We start from the raw sequence: 26,225 nt of genomic DNA, 5'->3' as shown, positions 1-26,225 counted from the left end.
GATCCAAATTTGTTGGTATTACAGTACCACCCCAAAAGCGGGCAATTGTTTGACCTCTAGCTTGCAAAACCACTTCGTCTAATCCTTCGCTTCGATTGCAGATAGGCTCAATTCTGCCTAGCAACCGGCTGGGACTGCGCGGCTCAGTGGTGAAATTGTCCTTGGCGGCTTTGCCGCTTAGGACAAGGCTCGATTTTGAGACAAGCCGCCGGTCTTGCGGATTGGCTCAAAACGATGCCCACCACGTTCCAGTCCGCATCAGCAGTCCCAGCCGGTTGCGCTCACGCGCAACACCCCGCACACCTGCAATCAAGCGAACAATCAGGAATAGAACCCCGCCGTTATCACAAGAAAGGCTACTTCAACCCCAGTCGCCGGAAAATCAAATCGACCCGGCGCAAATGCCAGCGATAATCAAAGGCGTCATCCAACTGTTCCGGCGTCAACTGCGCCATCACCTGGGGATCATCCGCCAACAAAGTCTTAAAGTCCAACCCCTCATTCCAAACCAAGGCGGTTTTGCCCTGAACCAAATCGTAGGCTTGCTCGCGGCTCAAACCGCTCTCAACGAGTTTCAACAAAACTCGTTGGCTGAAGATCAAGCCGTGGGTCAGGTTAAGATTCTGGAGCATTTTATCCGGGAAGACGCCAAGGTTGGTCAAGATCTGGTTGAAGCGCGTTAACTGATAGTCCAGCAGGCTGGTCGCGTCAGGTAAGACGATCCGTTCAACTGAGCTGTGGGAAATATCCCGTTCGTGCCACAGACCAACATCCTCCAACGCAGGCGTTTGATAGCCGCGAAGAACGCGGGCTAGACCGGTCAAATTCTCAGAACCGATCGGATTGCGCTTATGCGGCATCGCCGAAGAACCCTTTTGACCAGCGGCGAAGCTTTCTTCGACTTCGTGGACTTCAGTTCGTTGGAGGTGGCGGATTTCTAAGGCGAAGCGCTCGATGGAAGTGGCAATCAAGGCAATCGTCGAGAGATATTCGGCATGAAGGTCACGGGGCAGGACCTGCGTGGAAATGTCTTGCGCGCGCAGCCCCAACTTTTCGGTCACAAAAGCTTCGATTTCTGGTGGAATATTGGCGAAGGTGCCGACTGCGCCGCTGATTTTACCGGCTTCGACTCCTTGGGCCGCGTGTTCAAACCGTTCAATGTCCCGCTTGAGTTCGGCGTACCAAGTTGCCAAAACCAGGCCGAAAGTGGTTGGCTCAGCATGAACGCCATGGGTGCGCCCGATCATGACCGTGTCCTCAAATTCCACGGCCCGCCGCTTGATTGTGGCCAACAACTCATTCAAATCGGCGCGGATCAGGTCGTTGGCTTGTTTTAAGCGGTAGCCTTGAGCGGTATCCACCACATCCGTTGACGTCAAGCCAAAGTGGATCCATTTGCGCTCGGCGCCTAAAGACTCGGAAACGGCGCGGGTAAAAGCGACCACATCATGCTTGGTCACTTTCTCCAATTCTTGGACACGCTCGGCGTCAAAGCTGGCGTTGGCTTTGATTTTAGCCGCGTCAACCGCCGGGATCTCACCTAGGGTTGACCAAGCTTCACAGGCCAAAACCTCGACTTCTAGCCAAGATTGATATTGGTTCTGTAAGCTCCAAATTCGCGCCATTTCTGGGCGGGTATAACGTTCGATCATGTGCTCTCTCCTCCGCTACTGTCCATTGTTGAAACGTGCTACGCGGTGCAGACCGCTGCGCACTCTATCTAAACGTGCTCGCCGACCTAGCTTCTTCCGCTTAGCTACGCGATTGTTCCGGAAGCAAAGTTCAGCTTCCAAAACAATTGCTAGGCTAATGCTCAGAAGCTACCCAGGTCGGCTCGCACTCTGGTTTTACCATAATTCTGTGTGTTCGACCAATTCCATTAAACTGGCGTGGTCATTGGCGATGATCATGGCCTCGCCAATGGTGGCGCCGTCAGCGACGCCGGTAATCACTGGCCAAAACAGGAACTGCCAGTTGGCCCGCTTCTGGATCTGCGCGAAAACTTGCGGCTCTGATTTCGCGGGCAAACTTAAGAGCGCCCCTGCTTGCCGCAAATAAAGTTCCGGCAAGGGCCACTCGCAAAGACTGCGCAACTGTAGGTCATACTGAGAAAAGTTAGTTACGCTCTCATACAGATCGGCGCCTTGATACGGTCCGGGATAGATTCGGTCAACGAAGAGAATCCCCGCCTCAGTAGCGAAGAAAGTCACCCCTAAGAGGCCTTGATAATCGAGATTCTCGGCGATTTGGGTGGCCACGCGCTGGATTTCCTGAACCAGGGGCGCCGGCGTTTCTTGATGGGCCAAAGCGCTATGGAATCGACCTTCGCGGGCAGCGGTTTCCAACACCGGCAACGTTTGGATTCGTTGTTGCGCGTCTTTCGTAACCATGATCGCGTATTCCTTGCTGACTGGCACCCACGATTCCAAGATATAACTACCATCGCTGAGCTGCCCAGCTAGGCGGTCAACATCTGCCGCGGATTTCAAAATATAATGCGCCTGACCAATGCCCTTTTGGATTGGCTTCAGGACGCTGGGAAAGCCGATGGAGTCAACCGCCGCGCGAATGTCGGCCAGCGAAACTGCCATCGCGTAAGGGGGAATATTAATGTTGTGATCCTCTAAGAATGTCTTCTCCAAGTACCGATCTTGCGTCATCGCCAACAACTCGGTGCCTTGAGGTAATTTGGCGCTGATTTGGGCTTCATTTAAACTGTTGATACTGATTTTCTCATCTTGAAAAATCACCACCGAACTTGCTGCGGCTAACTGCCGCAACCGCTGAACATCGGTGGGCGCGCCAACAATCACCTGGTCGGCTTCTTTGGTGGCTAGGTCACTGGCGTCAGGCACCAGTAGATTCACCAAGAACCCCATCCGATGGGCCGCTTGCGCTAATTGCCAATTGCTTTGGCCACCACCAATAATGCCAATATAAGAACGTGGATAAATGAAACTCATCTGCACAAACCCTCTAACTTCATGATTTGGCGGCAACACGTGCTTGCCGTAACGCGACTACTATTGCCATTCTAGCAAATTTGACCGGGAAAAACACTTCTTATGCCGTCAGGACGCCGATTGTCGCAACCGCGAACTGACATTGACACCGTCTGTCCAGGTTAGGCGAAAACAACTTGACCATCGGCGAAAGCTTTGATCCGTGCCAAAGATTCGGTCTGGATCCCTTTTTCATCCAATAATTGACGACCTTTTTGGAAGGATTTCTCGATGACAATGCCGACGCCTTCAAGAGTCGCGTCCGCAGCGGCGATGATTGCCATCAATCCTTCAACCGCCTGACCGTTGGCGAGAAAATCATCAATGATCAGCACATGATCATTGGCATCCAGGAATTTCCGCGAAATCGAAATCTGATTACTGGTTTTCTTGGTGTAGGAATAAACGGTGGCCGTGTAAAGATCGTCTTTCAAAGTCAACGACTTGTGCTTGCGCGCGAACACCACCGGCACTTTCATCGCTAACCCGGCCATGACCGCAGGCGCGATCCCCGAGGACTCCACCGTCAGAATCTTCGTGATTGGTTTGTCAGCGAAAAGCCGCTGGAATTCTTGACCGATGGCAAACATCAATTGGGGATCGATTTGGTGGTTCAAGAAATTATCGACCTTCAACACATTTCCCGGTAAAACTTGACCATCTTGGCGAATCTTTTCTTCTAAGGCGCGCATAATTCATCCTCCTAGTATTGTTGCGTGATTTTAAAAGCCTATGATTGATGTGTTTCTGCGATCATTGGTGTTGGCGGCGCTTGGTTGACGCTTGGTTGACGCTTGGACAACGAAGCATTGCCCGCCGCAGCTAAGGCAGCTAAGCATTGGACAACGCGACTGAGCTCCCCAGCGACGCTTTAATTGGCGCTGGTTTGATCATACTGATCCAGCTTGTAGGTTTCCACTAAAGAGACGATTTTGGCAGCGTATTCTGGATCGGTGGCATAGCCATCTGTTTCCAAGGCCTGAGCCGCCGCATGATAGTCTTTGGCTGCCAAGAAATGTTGATACTGCTGAGGATTCCAGGTCGTGCCGCGCACAAATAATTGGGCATGGTCCAGAATCGAAGCGGCGTACGAGTCATAGACGCGAAAACGGGCGGTCACCGTTTGCCACTCGCCGTTAACATATTCTTGCGTGGTCATTTCCTGGGTATTCGCGGGGTCCGAGCCTTTCACTCCAAATAAATTGTTATATTTGGCGCTGAGGGCGCTTTTGCCCCAATTGCTTTCTAGAATCGCCTGGGCAATGGTCACGCTGGGTAATACCGCATAAGTTTGGTGTAACTTAACGGCTTCCGGCGCGACCTTCTTGATGAAGTCGCGCTTTTCCTGCCGTTCGCGGGCAGCTGCTTGCGACGAGGCCGCCTGTTGCGCCGCAAGGTTTTCTTCCTGTTGATGGGAGTGGAGAAACAACACCACCACGATCCCCAAGACAAAGAAAATCAAGATCCCCAAGAAGAAATTATTCGTATCGATCAGTTTGCCACGCGACCGCTTCGGCTTGCGCGGTGGACGCGCCGGTGTGACTCTTTTCTTTTTAGGCTGATAAGGCAACAACGCCCACTCCTTTGTTTCGCTAAATTTACCCCATTTTTCAAAAAAACAGTTGCAACTCATTGACCGGCCGAACGAAGCAGCGGCTTGGCGCTCAGCCTCTTGGACCTACCTTGAGAAAATCGATCAACACTTGTTGCTTTTGCCGCCTAGGTAATTCTTGAGCCAGCACGACCATATCACGTAATTGGATCCCGTCTTCGAAAATCGGTTGATCATATTGCTTAAAGAAATCGCGGCGCACATGATCGAAGCGAAAACCTTGACGCAAATAAAACCGCAGATTCGCCAGCGAAGCATCACCCGTTCCCACCAGCAAAGTTTGTTGATGGGTAAGGACCGCTTTGTGCCAGATCCAAGCCACCAACCAGCCGCCCAATCCCTGATTTTGCTTGGCGGGGGCGACCGCCAGATTCATGATCTCCCAAGTCGGCGCCATCGCTTCTTCCGCCGGTAACGGCCGCACCGCAATGCTGGCGATAAACTGATCATCCTGACGCAAGGCCCAATAGTCACAATCCAGCAAATAGCGAACGATCATCTCCTGATCCTCATCGGCCAAGCAGAGTAACGGCGCCAATTGCGACCACGCTTCGTCCGCCGCAACTTGCCACAAGCTGATTCCCGACATCCATTTCAGTAGCTCAACCACCTGATCATTTCCTTCCATCAGTCAGCGCGCAGTGGCCCTAACCCACCTGCCCGCTAAAAATTGACTTTGAATTCTATTATAACGATTTTTCTCCCACTTTACCGCCTGATTAGCAAATTATCGCGGTAAACTTGCCTACCCGGTCCTCATCTAGTCTTTAAACGAACATTTCGATCTCCCATTCAGGTTGGCGTTTCATTCAGTCATTTCATCCAGGCGTTTCACCCAGGCTGGCAAGGCCGTTCAGTTAAGGATATTGAATTAATTGTACAAAAAAAGGACCGGCACTTTGCCGATCCAAAAAACTTTTTAATCAAAAATTAATTAGTCTTTGTTAACGTTAACGGCTTGAGGTCCGCGATCGCTTTCTTCGATGTCGAAAGTAACGCCTTGGCCTTCTTCAAGAGTCTTGTAGCCGTCGCCTTGGATAGCTGAGAAATGTACGAATACATCGCTGCCATCTTCGCGAGTGATAAAGCCGTAACCTTTTTCTGCGTTAAACCATTTTACTGTTCCGTGTTCCATTAGAACGTTTCCTCCTTGATAAAGCTAAAAATTTGTATGTGTGTATTTCTGTGTGGTACTTGTTGGAAGAAAGTCTATGCGAACAATCGAACCAATACCATTCAAAAAGTACAACTCTTATAGTATCATGCAGGGCGAAAGAATACAAGCGTTTTTGCGGAAATTGTGCGGACTTTCTTTATTATAGCAACAATTAAAACGCATTCATGAATCACCTTTTTTATCATCTTTCTGCCATTTGTTGGCACTTAATGACTGCCTAGGCTAATCACCGACCAACCTGTCAGCTCATTTTTCAAATTCTGCTTTAATGCGCGTGGTGAATATGGTAACTTATTAACTATAAGGGGAGTCGAGCTCATGAAAAAAACACCGGTTTACTTAATTTTACTAGCGCTGCCACTACTGATCCTGCTGACCGCTTGCCAGAAAGCGACCGATCGCACCGCCGATCTCAAAAACGACGTGCAAACGATCCAAACGGAGATCGCCACCCAACGCAAAGAACTCAAGACGATCTACCAAAAATACGCGCAATTACAAAAAGTTTTCGCCAAAGAGCAAAAAAATAACCCGGAAACTAATCTCTTGACCGACCATTCGACCCAGACCTACCGCCTGAATGAACAGGCACGAAAAAGTTTGGATCGGCTAGGTCGTAGCCAAAAACAAGTCCTAAAGATCAATGAGCGGGTGAAAAAAGTCGATATCACCCGCATCAACGGGCTGACCTCGGCAGAGGTGACAGAACTGACTCAAAGTATCCACATTATTACTTTGGATCATGAAAACTTTACCAATTTCATTTCGGCTTTCCAGAAAGATCAGACTGAGTTTTATCGGGACGTCCCAGAATTGTTCGCGGCGGACAAGGATGGGCTGGATGAGCGTCAATCGCGATCACGGCGCTATCTGGGCGCGGTGGATCAACAACTTGAAATTTTGCAAGTCAATTTAAATAGTACCGAAGCTGCCGCTAAAAAAATTCTCAAGAGCATCAGTTGAGAGTTTTTTTATTTCCGCCAAAGTGCTGACTGTGAGAGTATAATGTCCGCAGCTTGCGCTGCGAAATTCGGGGTGAGCTCGCTGTGGGCGCTGTTTTGAGCCAATCCGCAAAGGACGCGGCTTGTCTCAAAATCAGGCCTTGTCCTAAGCGGCAGAGCCGCCAAGGACAATTTCACGGCGATCTCAACCCGAATTTCTCCGCTCCAGCCGCTCAACGTTATAACAGCCGTTTGAGCACTCACGCCATTTTGCAAGCTATCATCAATTGATGGGGAACCACGTAAATGACGACCGTGGTTAGTGGGTACCGGCTTTAAATTGGCGACACCTGTACAGTCTATCTGATGAACTGAGGCAATTTCTTGATGACTCAGCTGAATCGGTCTGTTTCTATCCAAGGATCGTTTAGGGAGCAGGCAAAGATGTTCAACCGATGCAAACTGTACCAACCAACTAATCCAAATCAGTTGGCATTGCCATACCACCAAAAAAGTTGGAATTGTTTGACCATCACACATGCAAAACCACTTTGTCAGATATCCGACTTCGATTGCAGATAGGCTCAATTCTGCCTAGCAACCGGCTGGGACTGCGCGGCTCAGTGGTGAAATTGTCCTTGGCGGCTTTGCCGCTTAGGACAAGGCTCGATTTGAAGACAAGCCGCGCACTTTGCGGATTGGCTTCAAACGACGCCCACCACGTTCCAGTCCGCATCAGCAGTCCCAGCCGGTTGCGTCCCCATCCAAACCCAGCACACCTGCAACCAATCGCAAACCAATGAACAGCAAACTTTTTTCCAGCAAACAAAACCATTAAGACTGCCGCCGCTGCCAAACATGGATCAGCGGAATTCCCAACAGTGGCACGATAAACAGCGCGCTGATCGCCTCGGCCAAGCCGTTGACCCCAAGCACCGTCAACAAAATGACAAACAAATTCCGCGAATCTCCTTGGTAGCCCAGTTGGCTCAACAAGGTGCTGGACTGATTCAAGTAAAATAAGCTAGACAATGCGATCACGGTAAACGTGTTCAACGCCGCTCCGAAAAAGCCAATCAGCCCATAACTCACGGCCTGAGGGATTTTGAGTTTACGCAACCAGCTGGCGCCAAGACCGGTCAACCAGCCAACTAGAAAGCGGGGCACAATGGCGATGACGGGATTGGCGAATAATAGAAACGTGACCGTTCCTGGCATGGTATAAGCGCGGATCAAGGAAGTGACGCCCCAGATCAAGCCCAATAGCGCGCCGTCTTTCGGCCCCAGCATCACCGCGCCGACCATCACCGTCATCACCATTAACGTAATCACCGGCATCCCTGGCAAAAGTGGAATATAGCCGAGAAACGGAACAAATGATTGTAAAATCAGAATAGCTGTAAAAATACCAAGGATCGCGATTTCTCGTGCCTTACCACGACTTCGATTCATTTCAGTCACCTCATTGAATAAATATGCCGGACAAGATTACGTAACCGCCGCTGACCGCGACAAATCAACCAGCGCCATTGTTCTAAACTGGTCTAATTCTACCTGAACCCCTGAGAAAAAGAAAGTCCCAGGACGTTGAAGTTTGGCGGACTGGACGAAAATAAAACAGCTGCCAAAGCTACTTTCCATACCTTACTTACCTATTTTTCCACTTGACGGCTGGGAAACATTGCCGTAAACTAAACCTAATCAATCAACGGAAGGACGAAAAGTTATGATGACAAACGTAATGACATTAAATGGACGTTGGCAAAGCCGGTAAGCAAGTCGTCATCGAAGTAGATGCGACTTGTGCTCTTCAGAGTGCTCATCGCATCTGCGCCGGCCAACTTTTCGTATGAAGGGGTCCGCACGGATGTTAATCCGCCAGCGGGCCTTTTATTTTTGGGTATCCAGGTGGACTGGGTACCCTTTTTTTAAACTTGTTCCCCCACTCCAGCGTTTTCAACTTGGCTAACCGGGGTGGCTCAGACTCTGTCTAAACGTGCTCTCCAGCCCAGTGCTTTCCGCTTTGCTAGGCTAATGCTCAGAAGCTACCCGGGTCGGCTCGCACTCTGCTTTACAATGATGAAATGAGGTAGGAAAAAATGAAACGGTTATATGGGTTAATTGGGCTGATCCTGGTTTTTCTGGGCTTTGCCTTCGTTAAGGAACGGCAACAAGATCAGCAACAAGCGGCGGTGCCGACCGTTGGGATCTTACAACTGGTCTCGCATCCGGCCTTGGACGCGATCCATCGGGGCATCATCGCCGGACTAGCGGCGGAAGGCTACCATGTCGGCAAAAATATCAAAATTGATTTTCAAAACGCGCAAAATGATCAGAGTAACTTGAAAACAATGAGCGCGCGCTTCGTCAACGAACAGGCCAGCGCCATGATTGGGATCGCCACCCCGGCAGCGCAAGCGTTGGCCAATGCTTCGACGACGATTCCGGTGGTTTTAGGCGCGATCACCGATCCGCAAGGGGCTCATTTGGTCAAGAATAACCAGCGCCCTGGCGGTAATGTGACCGGGGTCTCTGATCAAGCCCCCTTGAAAGCTCAGCTGAAATTGATTCAGCGAATCATGCCGCAGATGAAAACATTGGGGATCATTTACACCTCGTCTGACGATTCTGCCACGGCGCAATATCACCAGTTCGTCAAAATTTGCCAAGCGGCCGGGGTTCCTCTCAAGGCCTATTCGATCGCCAGCACCAACGATTTGAATCAAGTCGCCCAGCAAATGATCAGTCAAGTCGACGCCATCTACGTGCCCACGGATAACACGGTGGCCAGCGCGATGCAGACGCTGGTAGCCACGGCCAATACCGCGAAGATTCCAGTTTTCCCAGCGGTGGATACGATGGCCAAGGCAGGTGGTCTGGCTACCTTAAGCATCAATCAATATCAATTAGGCGTGTCCACCGGCAAAATGACCGCTAAAATTCTCAAGGGCGCCGTGCCGGCCACGACCCCGATCCACTTTGAACGGAAAGGTGAATTGACGTTGAACCTTAGCGCCGCAAAGAAACTGGGCATCACTTTCCCAGCGGATCTAATCAAACAAGCGAAACAAGATGGGGAGGTTTTCAAATGAGTTTAATGGTTTCAGCAATCGGTCAAGGTTTGTTGTGGGCAGTTTTAGGCGTTGGCCTCTTCCTAACCTTCCGGATCCTTGATTTCGCCGACATGACGGTTGAAGGCACCTTCCCCTTGGGCGCGGCGGTTTGCGTCGCCGGGATCAGTCACGGGCTCTCTCCGCTGGCCGCCACATTATTGGCTTTCGCGATTGGGAGTTTAGCCGGTTTGATGACCGGATTATTGTATACCAAAGGGCACATTCCGATCCTGTTAGCGGGAATCCTGGTGATGACCGCCTGCTATTCGATCAATTTACGCATTCTCGGCCGGGCCAACTTGTCATTATTGGGACAAAAGACCTTGTTCAAGCTACCTTTTCTGAAAAGTTTGCCGCCTTACTTTGACGGAGTTTTCTTAGGGGCGGTGGTTATGGTCCTGGTCACGAGTTTGGTGATCTACTTCCTGCAAACCGACCTCGGTCAGGCCTTTATCGCGACCGGCGACAATCAAACCATGGCCCGTTCTCTAGGCATCAACACCGACCGCATGAAAATTCTTGGCTTAATGGTTTCCAACGGCCTGATCGCTTTTGGCGGCGCGCTGGTCGCCCAAAATAATGGCTACGCAGACGTAAATATGGGGATCGGTATTATCGTGATCGCCTTGGCCTCGATCATTATTGGTGAGGTGGCCTTTGGCGAATTGACCCTGAATCAACGTTTGGTGGCAGTGACCTTAGGTAGTATTTTGTATCGCTTCGTCTTACTGCTCGTCTTGAAACTCGGCTTTAACGCCAACGACTTGAACTTGCTGTCTGCCATTGTCTTGGCGCTATGCATGATGTTGCCGGTCTTCGAGCAACGCTTACACCTCAAACACTTATTGAAACGGGGGTTAGATCGCAATGTCTAAACCATTATTGGAATTACAAGATCTGGTCGTGAAAGTCAATCGCCAGACAAACGAAGAATTACGAATCCTGGACGATCTTAACTTGACCATCAATCAAGGCGACTTCATCACCGTATTAGGTTCCAATGGCGCCGGGAAATCAACCCTCTTCAATGCCATCGCCGGCGATCTCGCTTTAAGCAGCGGCCAAATCAAGCTCCACGGCAACGATGTGACCCACGATTCGGTGGAAAAACGGACCCGCTTTCTCGGCCGGGTTTTCCAAGATCCGAAACTGGGCACGGCGCCGCGAATGACCGTGGCGGAAAACCTATTATTGGCCGAACGACGTGGGCAACGGCGCGGCTTGCGACCACGACATTTGAAGCAGCAACACCAACGTTACCAAGAATTAACGGCAGCCATGGGGAATGGTTTGGAGCAACGTTTGGATACCCCCACCGGAAACTTGTCCGGCGGGCAACGGCAAGCCTTAAGCTTCTTAATGGCCACGATCCGCCGCCCAGAACTCCTGCTGCTGGATGAACATACCGCCGCGTTGGATCCCCAAACCAGCCAAAGTTTGATGACCTTGACCGAACAGCGGGTCAGCCAGGCCCAACTCACTTGTTTAATGATCACCCACCATTTGGAAGACGCCCTCACCTATGGCAATCGCCTGATCGTCTTACACCAAGGCCGGATCACGTTTGACGTCACCGGCGCGGCGAAACAAGCGTTGACCAAAGAACAGTTGTACCAATTCTTCGCCACGATCGACTGACACCCCGTTGGTCATCGTTTACTCGCAATTTTAAAGTTTGCAAAAAGCCAGTCCGTGGCAATTTTCACACCACGGACTGGCTTTTCACAACTAAAACTTTGTTAAAATTATTTAGACAATTTGCTGGCAGCGGCTTCATCCAAAATCAAGACCACATTGTCATGATTTTGCAAAGCGCTAGCGGGAACATGCGTTGTCACTGGGCCTTCAACCGTTGCTTTGATGGCGTCAGCTTTGTCAGCGCCATAGGCAATCAAAATAATTTCTTTGCCCTTCATGATCGAACCGATCCCCATTGAGATCGCGAAACGAGGCACATCTTTCTCGTCGGCGAAGAACCGTGAGTTGGCATCGATCGTCGATTGCGTCAACGCCACTTTTTGGGTTTTGCCGTCCAAGTCAGAACCAGGCTCGTTGAACCCGATATGACCATTGCGGCCGATCCCTAAGATCTGGATATCGATTGGGTGTTCCGCCAACAATTTCTCATAAGCGGCCGCCGCGGCGTCTGTATCTGGATTAGCCCCATCAGGCACATAGCTAGCCTTGAATGGCTTCTTGCTGAAAAGATGTTCATTCATGAAATAGTGATAGCTTTGATCGTTGTCAGGCGTCAACCCAACATATTCATCCAAGTTCATTGAAACCATTTGGGAGAAGTCCAGGTCACTTTGGCACATTGCCTCGTAAAGTGAGATCGGTGTGCTCCCAGTCGCTAGGCCTAAGACCTGCGCGCCATGCGCCATTCCTGCTTTGATCAGTTCGAAAGCGGCTTGTCCGCCGGCAAGTTTATCTTTAACAATTTTGATATCCATCCATACATCCTCCTTGTTTGGTCTAGTCCAATTTACCGCGAAATGAGCGTTTTGTCAAGACTGGCGTGCATTTTTTCTCGCGCGGTTTTGCGAAAAAGTGTTCGGCTTGATTCTTGGTCTGCGCTTGGTTGCGGGTATGGCGGGTTTTGCGCGTGAACGCAACCGGCTGGGACTGCTGTTGCGGACTGGAAACGTGCTCACCGACCCAGCTCCCTGCGCTTAGCTACGCAACTATTCCGGAGGCACAGACCAGCCTCCAAAATAGTTGCTAGGCTAATGCTCAGGAGCTACCCGGGTCGGTTCGCACTCTGTTTCGAACGTGGTGGGCGCTGTTTTGAGCCAATCCGCAAAGACCGCGGCTTGTCTCAAAATCAGGCCTTGTCCTAAGCGGCAAAGCCGCCAAGGACAATTTCACCACTGAGCCGCGCAGTCCCAGCCGGTTGCTAGGCAGGATTGTGCCCATCTGCAATCGAAGTGGGGTATCTGACAAAGTGCTTTCGCAAGCTAGCTGTCAAACAATTGCCCCCCTTTTTTTAGGGTGGTACAGCAATGCCGCCGGATTTAGATTAGGAAGTTGGTACGGTTGGCATTGGTTGGACAGCGTTACTTGCTCCCTAGACCATTTTTAGGTGAAAACCGATCAATTCAGTTGATTCACTGTTAACTAGGCTTGTTCATCAGACAGACCATACTGGTGTCACCAATTTAAAGATGATAACCACTAGCCATGGCCGTCATTTGCGCGGCTCCACATCAAATCGGCAATAGCTTATCAGTTGGGCGTGGGTGATCAAACGACTGCTACAACGTTGAGCAGCTGGAGCGGAGCGTTGAAATGTGCTCCACACAACTGACTTCTTCGGTTAACTACGCCAGGCTTCCGGAAGCGAAACCAGCTCCCGGAGGCCTGGCTAGGTTAATGCTCAAAGTCAACCAGTTGTGTTCCGCTCTGGCGTTGGTGGTCTGTTTGCTCGTCAGCGGAAGGTCGGGCTGGGGGTGAGTCAGCCGCGAAACGTGTTCGCCGACCTAGCTTCTTCCGCTTAGCTACACAACAATTCCGGAGGCACAAACCAGCCTCCAAAATTGTTGTTAGGCTAATGCTCAGAAGCTACCCAGGTCGGCTCTCACTCTGAACCAATTATTGTTGGCGATTTATCGCCTACAATAAGGCCGAGTTTTGAGCTTTTCGGCGCACTTCCGAAAAGCTCAAAGTGACGCCCGCCGCGTTCCACCACCCCCAGCCCGACCTGGAGCCCTACAATATCTGCAATCCACCAACGCCACGCGCAGCGCAAACTGCGGGCATCGTGCTTTCAGCAGCAACATCCGCCAAAACTACCGGGCAACCTGGCGCAAAATTTTGTTGACCTGGCTTGTAAAATAACTTATAATGAATGTTGCATTGTTTCGCGGGCATGGCGGAACTGGTAGACGCGCAAGACTAAGGATCTTGTGGCCACTTATGGCCGTGGAAGTTCGAGTCTTCTTGCCCGCATCGTGCAAGTCGTGAGCGCTGTGATCATTTGATCCAGCGCTTTTTTTGTGGAAAAAATGGCTGGTCCTTGACCATCTCGATTAGACAAAAAACCAGCGTTACCCCAAGGGCAACGTTGGTTTGACGGTGACTCAGTCTTGAGCTGGCGCGCCAACAACTGTGGCGATGGCGCTGACCAACTCATCGGCGGCGTCGAAATCTTCATCACATTCCATAAAGGCCGCGTGGGCGATTTCGCGCCAAGGATCGTTCACATCCTTATATTGGTGCTCGAACTTCTTGATCTGATAATGACCATCAGTGGTCACCAGTACAATTAAGCAACCTTGGGCCGATTTATAGGCATGGGTAAATTCGACTGGAAAAGTAGTTTCTGCCCGCGCCGGTCGCTGCTGGCGACCTTTGATCGTATCACCAATGTTTTGGGCTAATAAAGCCAATTGCATGCTATCTTTCACCTCAATATCTTCAAATCAATGGCCCCAGCTGCAATGGGCCAGTATACTCAACCGCTAATTCTGTGGGAGCTAGCTACTCGTTATATCCGAACTGCGACGGCGTTAAGCCTAGGCCTGCAGGCGCAACTGGCCCTGACAGCGGCCGCAAACAAACCGTTGTAGATTGATCCGTCGTTGTCGCCAATAGACCTGCCCACACTTTTGGCAGCGGTACTGGTAGCGGGCCGGTCGTTGCGTTTGGCGCGCCGAAGTAGCCGCCGTCGCGGGTACATAGCGCGACCCACCCACTTGCGTCAACAGCGCTTTAAACGCCGGGCTGCGATGCTGATAAGGCTGACCACTTAAATGCAAGTGGTAGTGGCACAACTCATGTTTCACGATTCCGACAAAATCCGCCGGGCTCAGGGTGGCCGCATATTTCGGATTGAAATCCAAATGATGATCCCCGATGAAATAACGACCGCCTGTAGTTTTCAGCCGCGAATTGAAGCGTGCTTGATGGCGAAAAGGTCGATGAAAGGCGGTCAAGGAAACCTGTTCCACCAAGCGCTGAAGCTCCTGATCAGTCACGAGGGAGCCCTTGCATCGTTAAACTGATGCGGTCCCGCTCCAAGTCAACCTCAAGGATCTTAACCTTGACGATGTCCCCAACGGCCACTTCACTGCTAGGGTTATTGACTAAATGGTCGGCCAGTTGGGAAATGTGGACGAAGCCATCACGCTTAACGCCAATATCCACGAAAGCGCCAAAGTCGACCACATTGCGGACGGTCCCCTGCAAAATCATTTCCGGACGCAGATCCTCAATCGCCATGACATCTTGGCGCAACAAAGGCGCAGGAACATCGTCGCGCAGGTCACGGCCCGGCGTGGTCAATCCCTTAATAATATCCTGCAACGTACTCCGACCAATTTGATATTTCTCGCTTAAGCGGGCCACGTTCAAAGATTTGGTGGCATGACGCAGTTTATCCGAGCCCAAATCAGCCTTGGTCAAGTGGACGCGTGCCAGTATTTGCTCCGCCACTGCATAACTTTCCGGGTGAATATCGGTATTATCCAAAGGTTCGGTGCCGCCGCTAATGCGTAAGAACCCGACAGCCTGTTGGTAGACTTTCGGCCCCATGCGCGGCACATTCCGTAATTCTGCGCGGCTGTTAAAACGCCCGTGTTCATTGCGATAAGCAACAATATACGTTGAGAGCATCGTGGACAAGCCAGACACGCGCCGCAACAGATCAACGCTGGCCGTATTCAAATTCACGCCCACACTATTGACCACATCTTCGACCACCGTATCCAAGCGTTCACCCAGCGCTTTTTGGCTCACATCATGCTGATACTGGCCGACGCCGACTGAGCTGGGGTCGATTTTCAACAATTCAGCTAGGGGATCTTGCAGGCGCCGGGCGATACTGACCGCCGAACGTTCCTCCACGTGCAATTCCGGGAACTCAGCGCGCGCAGTGTCACTGGCGGAATAAACCGAAGCACCGGCCTCATTAACAATGACATAATAGATCTCCCGGGGACTTTGCTTGATCGTTTCCGCCACGAATTGTTCCGACTCGCGACTGGCAGTTCCGTTGCCAATAGCGATCATCGTCACTTGATATTTTTCCAAGAAATCGAGAAAAGCTGGTCCAGCAGCGGCTCGCTGCTGTTGGCTAGCGGGCTTGTGGGGGTAAATGACCAACTTGTCCAAAAACTTCCCAGTACTATCAACCACGGCCAGCTTGCAGCCCGTCCGATACGCCGGATCGAAGCCTAAAACGACCTTTCCTTTTAACGGTGGCTGTAACAACAGGTGACGCAGATTCTCACCGAAAACATTGATTGCTTGGGTGCCGGCGCTTTCCTTCTGATTGCCGCGAACTTCTCGCGCGAGCGCTGGTCGAATGAAGCGTTGGTACGCGCCAACTGTGGCATCTTTGATCTGCTCAGAAGCAAAATAATTTTTTCGCGAATCCGCTAGTTGCATAAAATGCGCCAAAATATACTCGCTATCAACATTGATTCCTACCCGCAAAACGCCTTCATTTTCACCCCGATTGATGGCTAAGATCTGATGGGCCGCCACTTTCGTTAAGGGCTTAGTGAAATCGTAATACAGGCGATAAACGCCCTTCGGATCCGCCGTCTCATCTTTAACTTCGGCGGTCAAGCTCCCGGTCGTCAGGATGTAGTTTCGGGCCCACTGCCGCCAAGTCGCCAAATCACCGAATTCATCGGCTAAAATTTCGTGAACGCCTGACCAAACTGCCGTCACATCTGGCAGGCCATTTTGCGGATCACAATATGGCTTCGCTTTACTTTGCCACTGTTCCGGCGACAGATCCAACTGCTTCTTGATTTTCTCGGCTAACGGCGCTAGTCCTTGAGCCCGCGCCACGGTCGCCTTGCTCTTCCGCTTTTGTTTGAAAGGCAAGTACAGGTCTTCCACCTGTTGTAACTTGTTCGCTTTTTCCAAGGCCTTCTTCAAAGCAGGTGTCAGTTTACCCTGCTCTGAAATCGACCGTAAGACCTCATCTCTGCGGGCGAGCAACCGTTCCGCGCGATTGAAGGTCGCCTCGATCTCGCGGATCTGGACCTCATCAAGACTGCCAGTCCATTCTTTCCGATAACGGGCGATAAATGGTACCGTGTTGCCTTCGTTGAGCATGGTCAAAACCGTGGCCACAGCCGCCGGTTTATAGGACAACGCTGCCTGTGTTTGCATTAACGCTCTTGATTCTAAAATCATAACCGTTGTAATCCCTTTTCCTCGGCCAACGAATGGCCGTTTCTCCTACTTCATCCCAAATGGCGGACCGATTTAAACCAAAGCAGTGATCCGTTGTAAATATTTGCTCATCCGCTCCGTCGCGTCATCTTGTTGAGCCTCCGCCGCCGCGAAAGCCGCCTGATCGACAGTCTGATCTTCATGCAGACTGGCCGCCATCGCCTGACAACCATCAGCAAAATCCTGATAAGCCGCGACCAACAATTTATGATTGCCCATTAACCGCGCTGGGGCGGTTCCCTTCGCCAAACGGGCGCAAAGTTGCTGATACTCCGCCGACCGCTCCGTGAAAACATCGCGAGTCTCTGTGTACTTAACCGGAGCCATCGCCGCAACTTGATCCGCGGCAATCGCATCCTTCAACGCGCGGAACATTGGATCCAATTCCTCTTGGATCTGTTCAGTCCGCTCCACGACCTGATTGATTGTTACGCCATAGTGCATCGCTTTTTGCTGCATTTTATTAGCCATCTCGTCTACCTCTTCAAAATTGATAGTTCTATTATAACAGAGTGCGGAGAGGTGCGGTTAGACCGTGAGCATTAATTTATCTGATTGACTAAGCTGCGCAGCAGATTGGGCAAGCAGATACTTTAAGGCGCAGCGGTCTGCACCTCGCAGCACGTTTAGATAAGGTGCGGAGCGCAACGGGTTGACTTTGAGCATTAACCTAGCAACAGTAGATTGGCCGCAGCTTGCGCTGCGAAATTCGGGGTGAGCTCGCTGTGGGCATCACTTTGAGCTTCGCAAAACCAGCGAATCTCAAAGCTGAGCCTTGGTCTAAGTGGCACAGCCACTAAGACCAATTTCACGGCGATCTCACCCCGAATTTCTCCGCTCCAGCCGCTCAACGTTTTAACAGCCGTTTGAGCACTCACGCCATTTGGCAAGCTATTGCCAATTGATGAGGAACCACGCCATTGACGACCGTGGTTAGTGGTCACCAGCTTTAAATTGGTGACACCAGCGCAGTCTGCTTGACGAACTGAGGCAAGTTCTTGATGAATCAACTAGATCGGTCAATTCTCACCCAAGGATTGTTTACTGATCAGGTAAAGATATTCAACCGATGTAAACTGCATCGACCGCTTACGAGCCTAAATTCGTTGACATTGTGTACCGCCCCAAAAAGACTCAGTTGTTCAACCTCTATCTTGCCAAACCACTTCGTCAAATCCTTCGTCTCGATTGTAGATAAGCTCAATTTTGCCTAGCAACCGGTTCGAGCCATGCGCTCTCAGCAGCAAAATTATCCAGTTCTTGTAACGTTTGGCGAATGGCCTTAAAATTTTTCGATAATCGTGGGTCTTGCTCGAAAATCTGAGTTGCTTCCGCTTTTGAAAGCGTTACAATTAAATTTAGAGATCCTCTTACCTGCAGATGATGCGGACTAGGCGGTCACGGCCCTGCCACAAAGCTGGTCGTCAGACTGACAACTACGCTTGCAACCGTGGTCAGTTTCCCAAGCGGTTTGTTTAGCGGGCTGATCGCGAGCGGCGCCTGGTTTTGGTCCAATTGAGCCATACCCCCACCACAAGAAAATCCATTAAGGAGTTTACAAAATGATTATTTCTGCGGAACAACTGAGTTTTGGCTTTCACCGTCACCAACTGATTCTTGAAAACGCCAATTTAACCATCAGCGCGCCTGGTGTTTATGGCTTGGTCGCACCGAACGGCCATGGAAAAACCACGTTCTTCGGCTTATTGTGCGGACTCCTGCGGCCGCAGACAGGCACGATCAGTCTTTTCGATCAACCGAATAACGATCAAACCGTCTTCGAAAACATCTCCTATTGTCCCAGCATTGATTGCCTGTTTCCTACATTGACCGGCCGCGATCACCTGCGTTTTATCGCCCGATCTCGCCAATTGCCAGAAACAGAGATTACCCAAATCGCTGAAAAACTCCAGCTCACCGATATTTGGGAACAACAGGTCAAGCAATATTCGCTAGGGATGCAACAACGTTTGGTGTTAGCCATGAGCCTGCTGCCCCAAACTCCGCTGATTTTGCTGGACGAGCCCTTGAACGGGATCGATCCCACTAGTTTACGGATCATTCGCGAAGAATTGGTCCAATTAGGGCAAAGCGGGCGCACGGTCTTGGTTGCCTCCCATGATTTGACAGAGCTGAGTCGGACTGCGCAGCAAATTTGTTTTTTAGTTGAGCGTCATTTTGAGCTGGTCGCCAATGAAGGGCAAGCGGAGCTGGAAGATCATTACAGCCGCCTTTTTGAAAACCAGGTCAGGGCGCATGTTTAAAAACAGTGCGCAGCGCAACGGGTTGACTTCGAGCATTAGCCTAGCAACTGTTCTGGAGGCTGGTCTGTGCCTCCGGAATAGTTGCGTAGCTAAGCGCAGGGAGCTGGGTCGGTGAGCACGTTTCGACCCAGTGCGAGTCGACCTTGGGGGTGTACTGCCCAGGCAAAAGCAGATTGTCCGCGGCTTGCGCTGCGAAATTCGGGGTGAGCTCGCTGTGGGCGTCACTTTGAGCTTCGCAAAACCCGCGAATCTCAAAGCTGAGCCTTGTCCTAAGCGGCAGAGCCGCTAGGACAATTTCACGGCGATCTCACCCCGAATTTCTCCGCTCCAGCCGCTCAACGTTATAGCAGCCGTTTGAGCACTCACGCCGACTGGCAAACTATTGCCAATTGATGGTAATCCACGCCATTGACGACCGTGGTTAGTGATTACAATGCTTGAATTGGTGACACCAGTACAAGTCCGTCTGATAAACAGACCTAGTTCGCAGTTAATCAACTGAATCGGTCGATTTTCCACCTATGGATTGTTTGGGGAACGGGTTAAGCTGTCCAACCGATGCAAGCTGTACCGACCAACCAATCCGAATCCGTTGACATTGCCATACCACCCCAAAATAGGTTAATTGTTTGACCACCACACTTGCAAAAGCACTTTGTCTAATCCTTCGCCTTCGATTGCAGATAGGCTCAATGCCGCCTAGCAACCGCCTCAGGACTGCGCGGCTCTAACCAGAGTGAGAGCCGACCCGGTCAGCTTCTGAGCATTAGCCTAGCCACTATTTTGGAGCCTGGTCTGTGCCTCCGGAATAGTGGCGTAGCTAAGCGCAGGGAGCTGGGTCGGTGACCACGTTTCCAGCCATGATAAACGTCCTGAGGCGGTTGCGTCACCACCCAAACCCACCAAAAACTGCAGTCAAGCGGACGAGCAAGAAAAAAAGAGTCAAAAAAACTACCGACAAAAATGCTGTCGGTAGTTTTTGATGACTGATTAACTGTGGCTGCCACAAGGGGCACCCTCAGCACCTGACAAACTGATCAACGTTTGCTCGCAGAAATCAATCGTTATTCTTTGCCTGCACGGCGTTGGAAGAATTTGACCAATTCGACGATCAACACCATCAAGACGCCGGCGCCAAGCACCATGCTCCATTGCAACAGATTCAATTCGGTGACGTGGAAGAGGCTGTTGAAGCCTGGCACCACAATGGTCAAAGCGACCATGATGAAGGAAGTTCCCACCCCGATATTGAACATCCGATTAGCGAATGGATGGACGCTGAAGATCGATTGATGGATCGACTTCACGTTGAACGCGTGGAACAATTGGATCAGCGCTAAAGTCGCGTACGCCATCGTCAGCGCGTCCGCATGCATCGCGTCATTTGAAGTATGCACAGGGAAGAGAATCGCCAAGCCATAAACGCCCAAGGTCAGTGCGCCTTCCAGGATCCCTTGATAAATGATCGAGGAGCCGACACCGCCACTAAGGAAGTTGGATTTCCGTCCCCGTGGTTTGCGGTCCATGATTCCAGGTTCCGTTGGCTCTACCCCTAAGGCGATCGCCGGGAAGGTATCCGTCGCTAAGTTGATCCACAACAATTGGACTGGCTGCAAAATATCCCAACCCATCAAGGTCATCATGAACAAGGTCAAAACTTCCCCTAAGTTAGCTGACAACAAATATTGGATCGATTTTTGGATATTGGCGAAGACTTTCCGGCCTTCTTCAACGGCCACGATGATCGTCGCGAAGTTGTCATCGGCTAGGACCATGTCAGAAGCACCTTTGGAAACCTCTGTCCCGGTAATGCCCATGCCGATCCCGATATCCGCTGACTTCAGCGCTGGGGCGTCGTTGACCCCGTCACCAGTCATCGCCACGACCTTGCCTTGATCCTGCCAAGCCTTGACGATCCGCACCTTATGCTCAGGTGAGACCCGGGCATAAACGGAATATTGTTTAACTTTCTTTTCAAAATCCGCGTCACTCAATTGATCCAATTCCGCCCCGGTAATGACTGCTTTGTCGTCGCCTGGCTTGATGATGCCCAAGCGTCCCGCGATTGCTTCAGCAGTGTCTTGGTGGTCACCGGTGATCATGATTGGCCGGATCCCGGCCTTTTTCGCGTCAGCGACAGCTTTAGCCGCTTCTGGCCGTTCCGGATCGATCATCCCGACCAAGCCCGCGAAAATCAAATCTTGTTCAACATTATTGGTATCTGGTTTTGCCGGCACCGCGTCAATCACCTTGTAAGCCATCGCCAAAACCCGCAACGCCTTGGTCGCCATTCCTTTGTTTTGCGCCAAGATTTCTTGTTTGTCCGCAGCGGTCAAAGCGCGAACTTCCGTTGGTGAAGCCTGGATCTGGGTCACCCGTTTCAATAGCATATCCGGAGCGCCCTTGACCGCGACGAAAAATTTCCCGTCAGCCAATTGATGGATCGTGGACATTAATTTCCGTTCAGAATCAAACGGTACTTCTGCCACCCGGGGTTCTTGTTGCAATTCAGTGGTCACATTGTAGTCGTGATCCAAGCCAAATTGAACCAAGGCGGTTTCCGTTGGATCACCAACTAACTTGCCATCGCTTTGCGTTTTCGTATCGTTGCTGAAAGTCATGACTTTCAACGCCATATCCGCGCCGGTGATTGGATCCGCCGCGTTTTGTAAACGACCGTATTCGTAAACTTTCTCCACGGTCATCTTATTTTGCGTCAAGGTCCCAGTTTTGTCAGAAGCAACGATTTCCGTGCTGCCCAACGTTTCCACAGCTGGCAATTTCCGTACTAAAGATTGGCGTTTGGCCATGCGTGTGGTCCCCAAGGCCAAAATAATCGTCACGATCGCCGGCAAGCCTTCTGGAATCGCGGCTACGGCCAGTGAAATCGCCACCAGCAACATGTTGATCACCAATTCATTCATTGGCAAGCCATCGTGATTATTCAAGATCCCCACGACGAAAATAATCGCCGCGATCACTAAAATCAGCCAAGTCAGCGTTTTGCCTAATGAATTCAAGTTATCTTGTAATGGCGTGCTGGTTTCTTCCGCTTGGTTGATCATTCCGGCGATGTGCCCCACTTGGGTATCCATCCCCACGCCGACAACCACACCAACACCGCGGCCATATGTCACGTTACTGTTCATGTAGGCCATGTTTTTGCGGTCACCAATGGCGATTTCTTCGTCTGGTAACACGCCAGCTTCTTTCTCCACTGGCACCGATTCACCGGTCAACGCCGCTTCTTCGATTTTCATCGAGGCCGAATCGATCAAGCGCACATCAGCAGGGACAATATCGCCGGCTTCCAGCAAGACCACATCACCAACGACTAATTTCTCGCTGCTGATCGTCTCAACTTGACCGCCGCGCCGCACATGCGCTTCCGGCGTGGACATTTCCCGCAAAGCATCAATGGCTTCTTCCGCCTTCGATTCTTGGAAGACCCCGAAGATCGCGTTCACGATCACCACGGCCAAAATCAAACCAGCGTCAGCCCATTCTTGCGCGACCACCCCGGAAATCAAAGCTGCGACTAATAAAACCAAAATCATGAAATCTTTGAACTGATCAAAGAAACGTTGGAACAAGGTCCGTTTCTTCCCCTGCGCCAAAGCGTTTGGCCCATTCTCCGCTAACCGTTGTTGGGCTTGGTCAGCGCTGAGACCCTGTTCACTGGTTTTGAGCGCGGCCAGCAAGTCGGATTTCTTCAGGGCATAAAACCGTTTGGACGATGCCTTGCTTGTCTCTGTCAACAATAATTCCTCCTCTTTCACTCAGGAATAAAAAGAGACCTGTACGCTAAATACACGCACAAGTCTCACTAATTAAGACAAAACCAGAACTTATGTCTTGTTGATGGTTTTGTCGCAGCGAAGTCGCTGCCAGTTACTCCCTTGTTTTCAAAGTCATTATACTAGAAATAGCCGCGTAAAGCAAAGTAAAACCACGAAAAACTAATATTTCTTAATTGCACCTAATTTTTTCAGATCGTATTACTGAGGAACACGCCGAATTCGCCCGCCGGCCACAGTACCTAGCCTTAATGTTTCTTTAACCAAACTGCGCCTAAAACCATCAGCGACAACCCAGCCAAGACCGTGCCCAGCTGACCCAGCGTCGAACGCGTCTCATTGGTTTGTGGCAACGTCGGTGTCGGTTGCTCTTGACTGGTGGGATCAGCGGTTTTCTGACCCGTGACTGGCAATGTCGGCCGTTCTGAATCGGGACTCGGTGTTGGCTCGGGTTTTAGATCCGGAGCGCTGCCACTAGCGGTGTAAGCCACGGTAACTGTGGTGTCCGCCGTGGCCGCGGTGACGGGCTCGACCCGTGGTACTTGCGGCAAGCTGGCCGTAACCCCACTTAACTTCGGCACGGTGACAGCGGCGAAATAAGCAGCGCCGTTGCTGGCTGCCCAAGCGTCCCAAGTGATGTCACCACTGACCAAATCTTTAGCGCCTGACCGCGCTAACACAACCTGTTGGGTCTGGGTCGGCGCCGCCGTTTTACCAGTCGCATATTGAAACTGGATCATCCGCGTGACTGTTTTAATTTGCGGCTGGACAGCTTGTTGGCTGTGCTTCAAGGTCACCTGATAATGCTGTGCCATTTCCGCGAAAGTGGCGTTTGCCGGAAAATCATCAGTGACCAGTTGATAGCCGGCTTTGGTCAACGCGGCGATTTTATCAGCGGTCGCATAAGTTGCGGCGGCGCCAACCTCCCCACTCAATTTCTCAGAAGCAATCGTGGCGTCGGTGGTTTGGTCAAGATAATCCACGATGATCTGCCCGGTTTCAGTTACATTACTGCCGTCTTTCTGGTACGTCAGGTTGACGCTTTGCGGATCTTGTTGATAAGTACCCGTTAAACTGCTAGCGCTAACTTTTTCGAAAGTATAACCAGCAATCTGGGTTCCCTGTTGCGCAGTCGCGTCATAAACGTCACCAATCTTCGTATCCTTGTCCCCTAGAGTCATGGAGTCGTGGATTACTTTGCCCGCCTCATCGACGAAATTGACAGTAACTTGCGGGTGCGCTTGCCAGTTAACATTGTTGTAGTAGATTGCCGCGTCGTATTCGATTTCGATTTTGTTGTTGTAATAACCAGGATAAACAATGCTATTCAAACCAGTCCCATAAATCCCCTTCTGATAGTACATAAACATTTTCGAGTTAGGAAGCTGGTTTGCGGCAGAAATTCGATAACGTAAGGATGAGGCCGACCCAAGATGCTCCAACGCTGTTGATTCGCCATTCGCGGTATTGTAACTAAAAATGTCAACCGATTCATTCCCAACTGTGCCGGGCACGACTGGATCACCATTGGAACCCGCTTTCAAATTCATGGGCTTACCGTCAATTCCGATCAGGTCATCCATATCAAATTCTCCGGGTTGACCAATGACAAAATTCAGCTTTTTTTCTCGATTCAGATAACACTGTGCTAGACCCTTGATCCAAAAATGATCCTCCGCGTCAATTTGATTCGGGTCAATGATTCCCAACGAACTAAAATCACTGAGGGAATTATTCTGTAAATCGAGCGATTTGTACGATGACGAGTACACGTGATTCTCAGCAAAACCTTTGATCCAAGTTGCGAGGAGCCCTAATTGTCGATTGGTTAAGCCGTGTGTATTTGCTTGATAGAACTCCCTTGAACGATTGAGTTGAAAGCCACTCAACGCCAGATAATCAAGTCGCTCCACGCTGATATTTTTCAGTTCTGACAACGACTCATCGCTTACTCTTCCCCACATTGGTGTATTCAGTGTAAGCTCCGCAGGTCTCAAAGTCTTCAACGGATCAAAACTGAACTCGCCAGACGTAGGAATAGATAAATCAAGATTGAGTTCCAGTTTAACTTGCTCCGGTAAATACTGGAACGCCTCCAGTCCCTGCAAGCTTGTCACCGCGAACCTCTTACTAGTATCGTCTTGAGGCTTAATCGTCAATTTCCCGCGAGAATATTGCTTGATTATCTTCAGAGTGATCGGTTCTGCTTGCGGGATTGTAAAAACCGAGTTCTTCAAATAATTGCTTAGATTCTCATCGCCAAACTGAACCACCTCCGCGTCTTGGTTGGGCGTTTCGGTCGTGGACACCCCTGCATCAGTCGCGTCAGTTGAGTCAGGATCTGCTGAATCAGGTTTGTTCGTTTGATTTGAATTGGTCGTTTGGTCCGAATTGGCCGACTGCTCAGAGTTAGTCGGCCCAGCAGCGATTGTAGGTTCGTGTTCAGTTGTCGATCCAGAATCCTTAGCCACATCGCTTGGATTTCCGGTTTCACCAGGCTCTGTGTTGCCGTTTTCCATGGCAGTGGTGGCACTTATCGTGATCACCTCCGTGGTGCTGGTCAGGCGTGCCGTTGTTCCTAACTGGCTCGAAGCCGCCGTTAGTCTAGTGTTCAAGCTATTTTCCTCGGTCGCTTCCACATTCGCCGCCGCTTTCACCAACACATTCGGCGCGTACAAAAATAGACCCACTGTCATCACTAATCCAGCCTGAACTAAATGTGCCGTCACTGATGGTGTGTCCTGTTGCTCTTTTAATCTTTTCATGATGATTCCCCCATTGGCGCAAAATTCCCAATAATTTTGCCAATCATCAACTACTGAATAAATCTCAGGCGTCACTTTAAGCGTAAATACACAAGTTGTTTCCCCCGAAACCGCTTGTTGACGCTTATTGGACAGTATGCAGCCAGTGAGTGGTTGTCGCTTTTTTGATCAACATTATTATACCTAGATTAGCTTTAAAAATCCAGTAAGCGCATGCCAAAGGAAGTAGGTTGGCCGCAGCTTGCGCTGCGCGTGGCGTTGGTGGATGGCAGATGTGGTGGGGCTCCAGGTCGGGCTGGGGGTGGTGGAACGCGGCGGGCACGATTTTGAGCTTTTCGGAAGTGCGCCGAAAATCTCAAAACTCGG

At 50.7% G+C, this 26,225-nt stretch carries 24 protein-coding genes and 1 tRNA gene; 7 read left to right on the top strand and 18 right to left on the bottom strand.

All coding sequences use genetic code 11. The features are described from left to right. Positions 1-356: 356 nt before the first annotated feature. From purB to ACYVSB_RS08270, 6 genes are all read right to left on the bottom strand, one after another. Complete coding sequence (gene purB, locus ACYVSB_RS08295; RefSeq protein WP_125596835.1) at positions 357-1,652, bottom strand: adenylosuccinate lyase; 1,296 nt, start codon at positions 1,650-1,652, stop codon at positions 357-359. 195 nt (positions 1,653-1,847) lie between these two features. Then, on the bottom strand, positions 1,848-2,963 hold the full coding sequence (locus ACYVSB_RS08290) for an ATP-grasp domain-containing protein (protein ID WP_461219084.1): 1,116 nt from the start codon (positions 2,961-2,963) through the stop codon (positions 1,848-1,850). 161 nt (positions 2,964-3,124) lie between these two features. Beyond that, the gene (locus ACYVSB_RS08285; protein ID WP_125596841.1) at positions 3,125-3,694 is read right to left on the bottom strand and encodes a xanthine phosphoribosyltransferase; all 570 of its coding nucleotides are present in this window, start codon (positions 3,692-3,694) and stop codon (positions 3,125-3,127) included. A gap of 179 nt (positions 3,695-3,873) precedes the next feature. Further along, positions 3,874-4,497 (bottom strand): glycoside hydrolase family 73 protein, encoded by a 624-nt coding sequence (locus ACYVSB_RS08280; protein WP_461219176.1) that lies wholly within the window; start codon positions 4,495-4,497, stop codon positions 3,874-3,876. A 169-nt stretch (positions 4,498-4,666) separates the two neighbouring features. Next, complete coding sequence (locus ACYVSB_RS08275; protein ID WP_461219083.1) at positions 4,667-5,242, bottom strand: GNAT family N-acetyltransferase; 576 nt, start codon at positions 5,240-5,242, stop codon at positions 4,667-4,669. A gap of 306 nt (positions 5,243-5,548) precedes the next feature. Continuing rightward, on the bottom strand, positions 5,549-5,749 hold the full coding sequence (locus ACYVSB_RS08270) for a cold-shock protein (RefSeq protein WP_125596848.1): 201 nt from the start codon (positions 5,747-5,749) through the stop codon (positions 5,549-5,551). Positions 5,750-6,109: 360 nt separating this feature from the next. Here ACYVSB_RS08270 and ACYVSB_RS08265 point away from each other — a divergent pair, with 360 nt between their 5' ends. Then, entirely contained in the window at positions 6,110-6,754 is a 645-nt protein-coding gene (locus tag ACYVSB_RS08265; protein ID WP_461219082.1) for a hypothetical protein, read from the top strand. An 8-nt stretch (positions 6,755-6,762) separates the two neighbouring features. Here the strand turns inward: ACYVSB_RS08265 and ACYVSB_RS08260 are convergent, their stop codons facing one another. After that, positions 6,763-7,203: a hypothetical protein gene (locus ACYVSB_RS08260; RefSeq protein ID WP_461219081.1), complete on the bottom strand. Its 441-nt coding sequence runs from the start codon at positions 7,201-7,203 to the stop codon at positions 6,763-6,765. Positions 7,204-7,304: 101 nt separating this feature from the next. Between ACYVSB_RS08260 and ACYVSB_RS08255 the strand changes: the two genes are divergently transcribed. Then, positions 7,305-7,535 (top strand): hypothetical protein, encoded by a 231-nt coding sequence (locus ACYVSB_RS08255; protein WP_461219080.1) that lies wholly within the window; start codon positions 7,305-7,307, stop codon positions 7,533-7,535. Between the two features lie 31 nt (positions 7,536-7,566). On the opposite strand, the gene ACYVSB_RS08250 is transcribed toward ACYVSB_RS08255, so the two are convergent. Continuing rightward, entirely contained in the window at positions 7,567-8,184 is a 618-nt protein-coding gene (locus tag ACYVSB_RS08250) for an ECF transporter S component (RefSeq protein ID WP_125596857.1), read from the bottom strand. 647 nt (positions 8,185-8,831) lie between these two features. Here ACYVSB_RS08250 and trpX point away from each other — a divergent pair. The 3 genes from trpX to ACYVSB_RS08235 are packed head-to-tail and all read left to right on the top strand — an operon-like array spanning position 8,832 to position 11,483. Next, the gene (gene trpX / locus ACYVSB_RS08245) at positions 8,832-9,824 is read left to right on the top strand and encodes a tryptophan ABC transporter substrate-binding protein (protein WP_461219079.1); all 993 of its coding nucleotides are present in this window, start codon (positions 8,832-8,834) and stop codon (positions 9,822-9,824) included. After that, positions 9,821-10,720, top strand: a complete 900-nt coding sequence (locus ACYVSB_RS08240) for an ABC transporter permease (RefSeq protein WP_461219078.1) — start codon at positions 9,821-9,823, stop codon at positions 10,718-10,720. The genes trpX and ACYVSB_RS08240 overlap by 4 nt, the downstream gene beginning before the upstream one ends. Next, a complete protein-coding gene (locus tag ACYVSB_RS08235; RefSeq protein ID WP_125596866.1) occupies positions 10,713-11,483 on the top strand; it encodes an ABC transporter ATP-binding protein in 771 nt (256 codons plus the stop codon). Before ACYVSB_RS08240 ends, ACYVSB_RS08235 begins: the two co-directional genes overlap by 8 nt. A gap of 107 nt (positions 11,484-11,590) precedes the next feature. Here ACYVSB_RS08235 and ACYVSB_RS08230 read toward each other — a convergent pair whose 3' ends face one another. Both ACYVSB_RS08230 and ACYVSB_RS08225 read right to left on the bottom strand, forming a co-directional pair. After that, positions 11,591-12,298, bottom strand: coding sequence for a glucosamine-6-phosphate deaminase (locus tag ACYVSB_RS08230; protein ID WP_461219077.1), 708 nt, complete (start codon positions 12,296-12,298; stop codon positions 11,591-11,593). A 280-nt stretch (positions 12,299-12,578) separates the two neighbouring features. Further along, positions 12,579-12,788: a hypothetical protein gene (locus ACYVSB_RS08225; RefSeq protein ID WP_461219076.1), complete on the bottom strand. Its 210-nt coding sequence runs from the start codon at positions 12,786-12,788 to the stop codon at positions 12,579-12,581. A 919-nt stretch (positions 12,789-13,707) separates the two neighbouring features. Here ACYVSB_RS08225 and ACYVSB_RS08220 point away from each other — a divergent pair. Continuing rightward, a tRNA-Leu gene (locus ACYVSB_RS08220) sits at positions 13,708-13,793 on the top strand. A gap of 131 nt (positions 13,794-13,924) precedes the next feature. Here the strand turns inward: ACYVSB_RS08220 and ACYVSB_RS08215 are convergent. The 5 genes from ACYVSB_RS08215 to ACYVSB_RS08195 form a co-directional block, all read right to left on the bottom strand. Continuing rightward, on the bottom strand, positions 13,925-14,239 hold the full coding sequence (locus ACYVSB_RS08215; RefSeq protein ID WP_461219075.1) for a hypothetical protein: 315 nt from the start codon (positions 14,237-14,239) through the stop codon (positions 13,925-13,927). Between the two features lie 120 nt (positions 14,240-14,359). Continuing rightward, a complete protein-coding gene (locus ACYVSB_RS08210; protein WP_461219074.1) occupies positions 14,360-14,821 on the bottom strand; it encodes a SprT family protein in 462 nt (153 codons plus the stop codon). Then, positions 14,814-16,970, bottom strand: coding sequence for a Tex family protein (locus ACYVSB_RS08205; RefSeq protein ID WP_461219073.1), 2,157 nt, complete (start codon positions 16,968-16,970; stop codon positions 14,814-14,816). The genes ACYVSB_RS08210 and ACYVSB_RS08205 overlap by 8 nt, the downstream gene beginning before the upstream one ends. 96 nt (positions 16,971-17,066) lie before the next feature. Continuing rightward, complete coding sequence (locus ACYVSB_RS08200) at positions 17,067-17,504, bottom strand: hypothetical protein (RefSeq protein WP_461219072.1); 438 nt, start codon at positions 17,502-17,504, stop codon at positions 17,067-17,069. A 194-nt stretch (positions 17,505-17,698) separates the two neighbouring features. After that, positions 17,699-18,043, bottom strand: a complete 345-nt coding sequence (locus tag ACYVSB_RS08195; protein WP_461219071.1) for a hypothetical protein — start codon at positions 18,041-18,043, stop codon at positions 17,699-17,701. Positions 18,044-18,595: 552 nt separating this feature from the next. Here ACYVSB_RS08195 and ACYVSB_RS08190 point away from each other — a divergent pair. Continuing rightward, positions 18,596-19,297, top strand: a complete 702-nt coding sequence (locus ACYVSB_RS08190) for an ABC transporter ATP-binding protein (RefSeq protein WP_461219070.1) — start codon at positions 18,596-18,598, stop codon at positions 19,295-19,297. Between the two features lie 285 nt (positions 19,298-19,582). On the opposite strand, the gene ACYVSB_RS08185 is transcribed toward ACYVSB_RS08190, so the two are convergent. The 3 genes from ACYVSB_RS08185 to ACYVSB_RS08175 form a co-directional block, all read right to left on the bottom strand. Further along, positions 19,583-19,795 carry a hypothetical protein gene (locus tag ACYVSB_RS08185; protein WP_461219069.1) on the bottom strand — a complete coding sequence of 71 codons (213 nt, stop codon included), beginning with the start codon at positions 19,793-19,795 and terminating at the stop codon, positions 19,583-19,585. A 566-nt stretch (positions 19,796-20,361) separates the two neighbouring features. Next, positions 20,362-23,055, bottom strand: a complete 2,694-nt coding sequence (locus ACYVSB_RS08180; protein ID WP_461219068.1) for a cation-translocating P-type ATPase — start codon at positions 23,053-23,055, stop codon at positions 20,362-20,364. A gap of 287 nt (positions 23,056-23,342) precedes the next feature. Then, a complete protein-coding gene (locus tag ACYVSB_RS08175; RefSeq protein ID WP_461219067.1) occupies positions 23,343-25,859 on the bottom strand; it encodes a mucin-binding protein in 2,517 nt (838 codons plus the stop codon). Between the last annotated feature and the right edge of the window lie 366 nt (positions 25,860-26,225).

The organism is Lapidilactobacillus salsurivasis (genome assembly GCF_054785215.1).
This window is presented reverse-complemented; position numbering and strand designations above follow the sequence as displayed.

Excerpts from the sequence above, each read along its gene's own strand:
- ACYVSB_RS08265 (WP_461219082.1), top strand. The coding sequence starts at position 6,110 with ATGAAAAAAACACCGGTTTACTTAATTTTACTAGCGCTGCCACTACTG.
- ACYVSB_RS08175 (WP_461219067.1), bottom strand. The coding sequence starts at position 25,859 with ATGAAAAGATTAAAAGAGCAACAGGACACACCATCAGTGACGGCACAT.
- ACYVSB_RS08215 (WP_461219075.1), bottom strand. The coding sequence starts at position 14,239 with ATGCAATTGGCTTTATTAGCCCAAAACATTGGTGATACGATCAAAGGT.
- ACYVSB_RS08275 (WP_461219083.1), bottom strand. The coding sequence starts at position 5,242 with ATGGAAGGAAATGATCAGGTGGTTGAGCTACTGAAATGGATGTCGGGA.
- ACYVSB_RS08235 (WP_125596866.1), top strand. The coding sequence starts at position 10,713 with ATGTCTAAACCATTATTGGAATTACAAGATCTGGTCGTGAAAGTCAAT.
- ACYVSB_RS08285 (WP_125596841.1), bottom strand. The coding sequence starts at position 3,694 with ATGCGCGCCTTAGAAGAAAAGATTCGCCAAGATGGTCAAGTTTTACCG.
- ACYVSB_RS08205 (WP_461219073.1), bottom strand. The coding sequence starts at position 16,970 with ATGCAAACACAGGCAGCGTTGTCCTATAAACCGGCGGCTGTGGCCACG.
- trpX (WP_461219079.1), top strand. The coding sequence starts at position 8,832 with ATGAAACGGTTATATGGGTTAATTGGGCTGATCCTGGTTTTTCTGGGC.
- ACYVSB_RS08250 (WP_125596857.1), bottom strand. The coding sequence starts at position 8,184 with ATGAATCGAAGTCGTGGTAAGGCACGAGAAATCGCGATCCTTGGTATT.
- ACYVSB_RS08190 (WP_461219070.1), top strand. The coding sequence starts at position 18,596 with ATGATTATTTCTGCGGAACAACTGAGTTTTGGCTTTCACCGTCACCAA.
- ACYVSB_RS08290 (WP_461219084.1), bottom strand. The coding sequence starts at position 2,963 with ATGAGTTTCATTTATCCACGTTCTTATATTGGCATTATTGGTGGTGGC.
- ACYVSB_RS08270 (WP_125596848.1), bottom strand. The coding sequence starts at position 5,749 with ATGGAACACGGAACAGTAAAATGGTTTAACGCAGAAAAAGGTTACGGC.
- ACYVSB_RS08240 (WP_461219078.1), top strand. The coding sequence starts at position 9,821 with ATGAGTTTAATGGTTTCAGCAATCGGTCAAGGTTTGTTGTGGGCAGTT.
- ACYVSB_RS08200 (WP_461219072.1), bottom strand. The coding sequence starts at position 17,504 with ATGGCTAATAAAATGCAGCAAAAAGCGATGCACTATGGCGTAACAATC.
- purB (WP_125596835.1), bottom strand. The coding sequence starts at position 1,652 with ATGATCGAACGTTATACCCGCCCAGAAATGGCGCGAATTTGGAGCTTA.
- ACYVSB_RS08230 (WP_461219077.1), bottom strand. The coding sequence starts at position 12,298 with ATGGATATCAAAATTGTTAAAGATAAACTTGCCGGCGGACAAGCCGCT.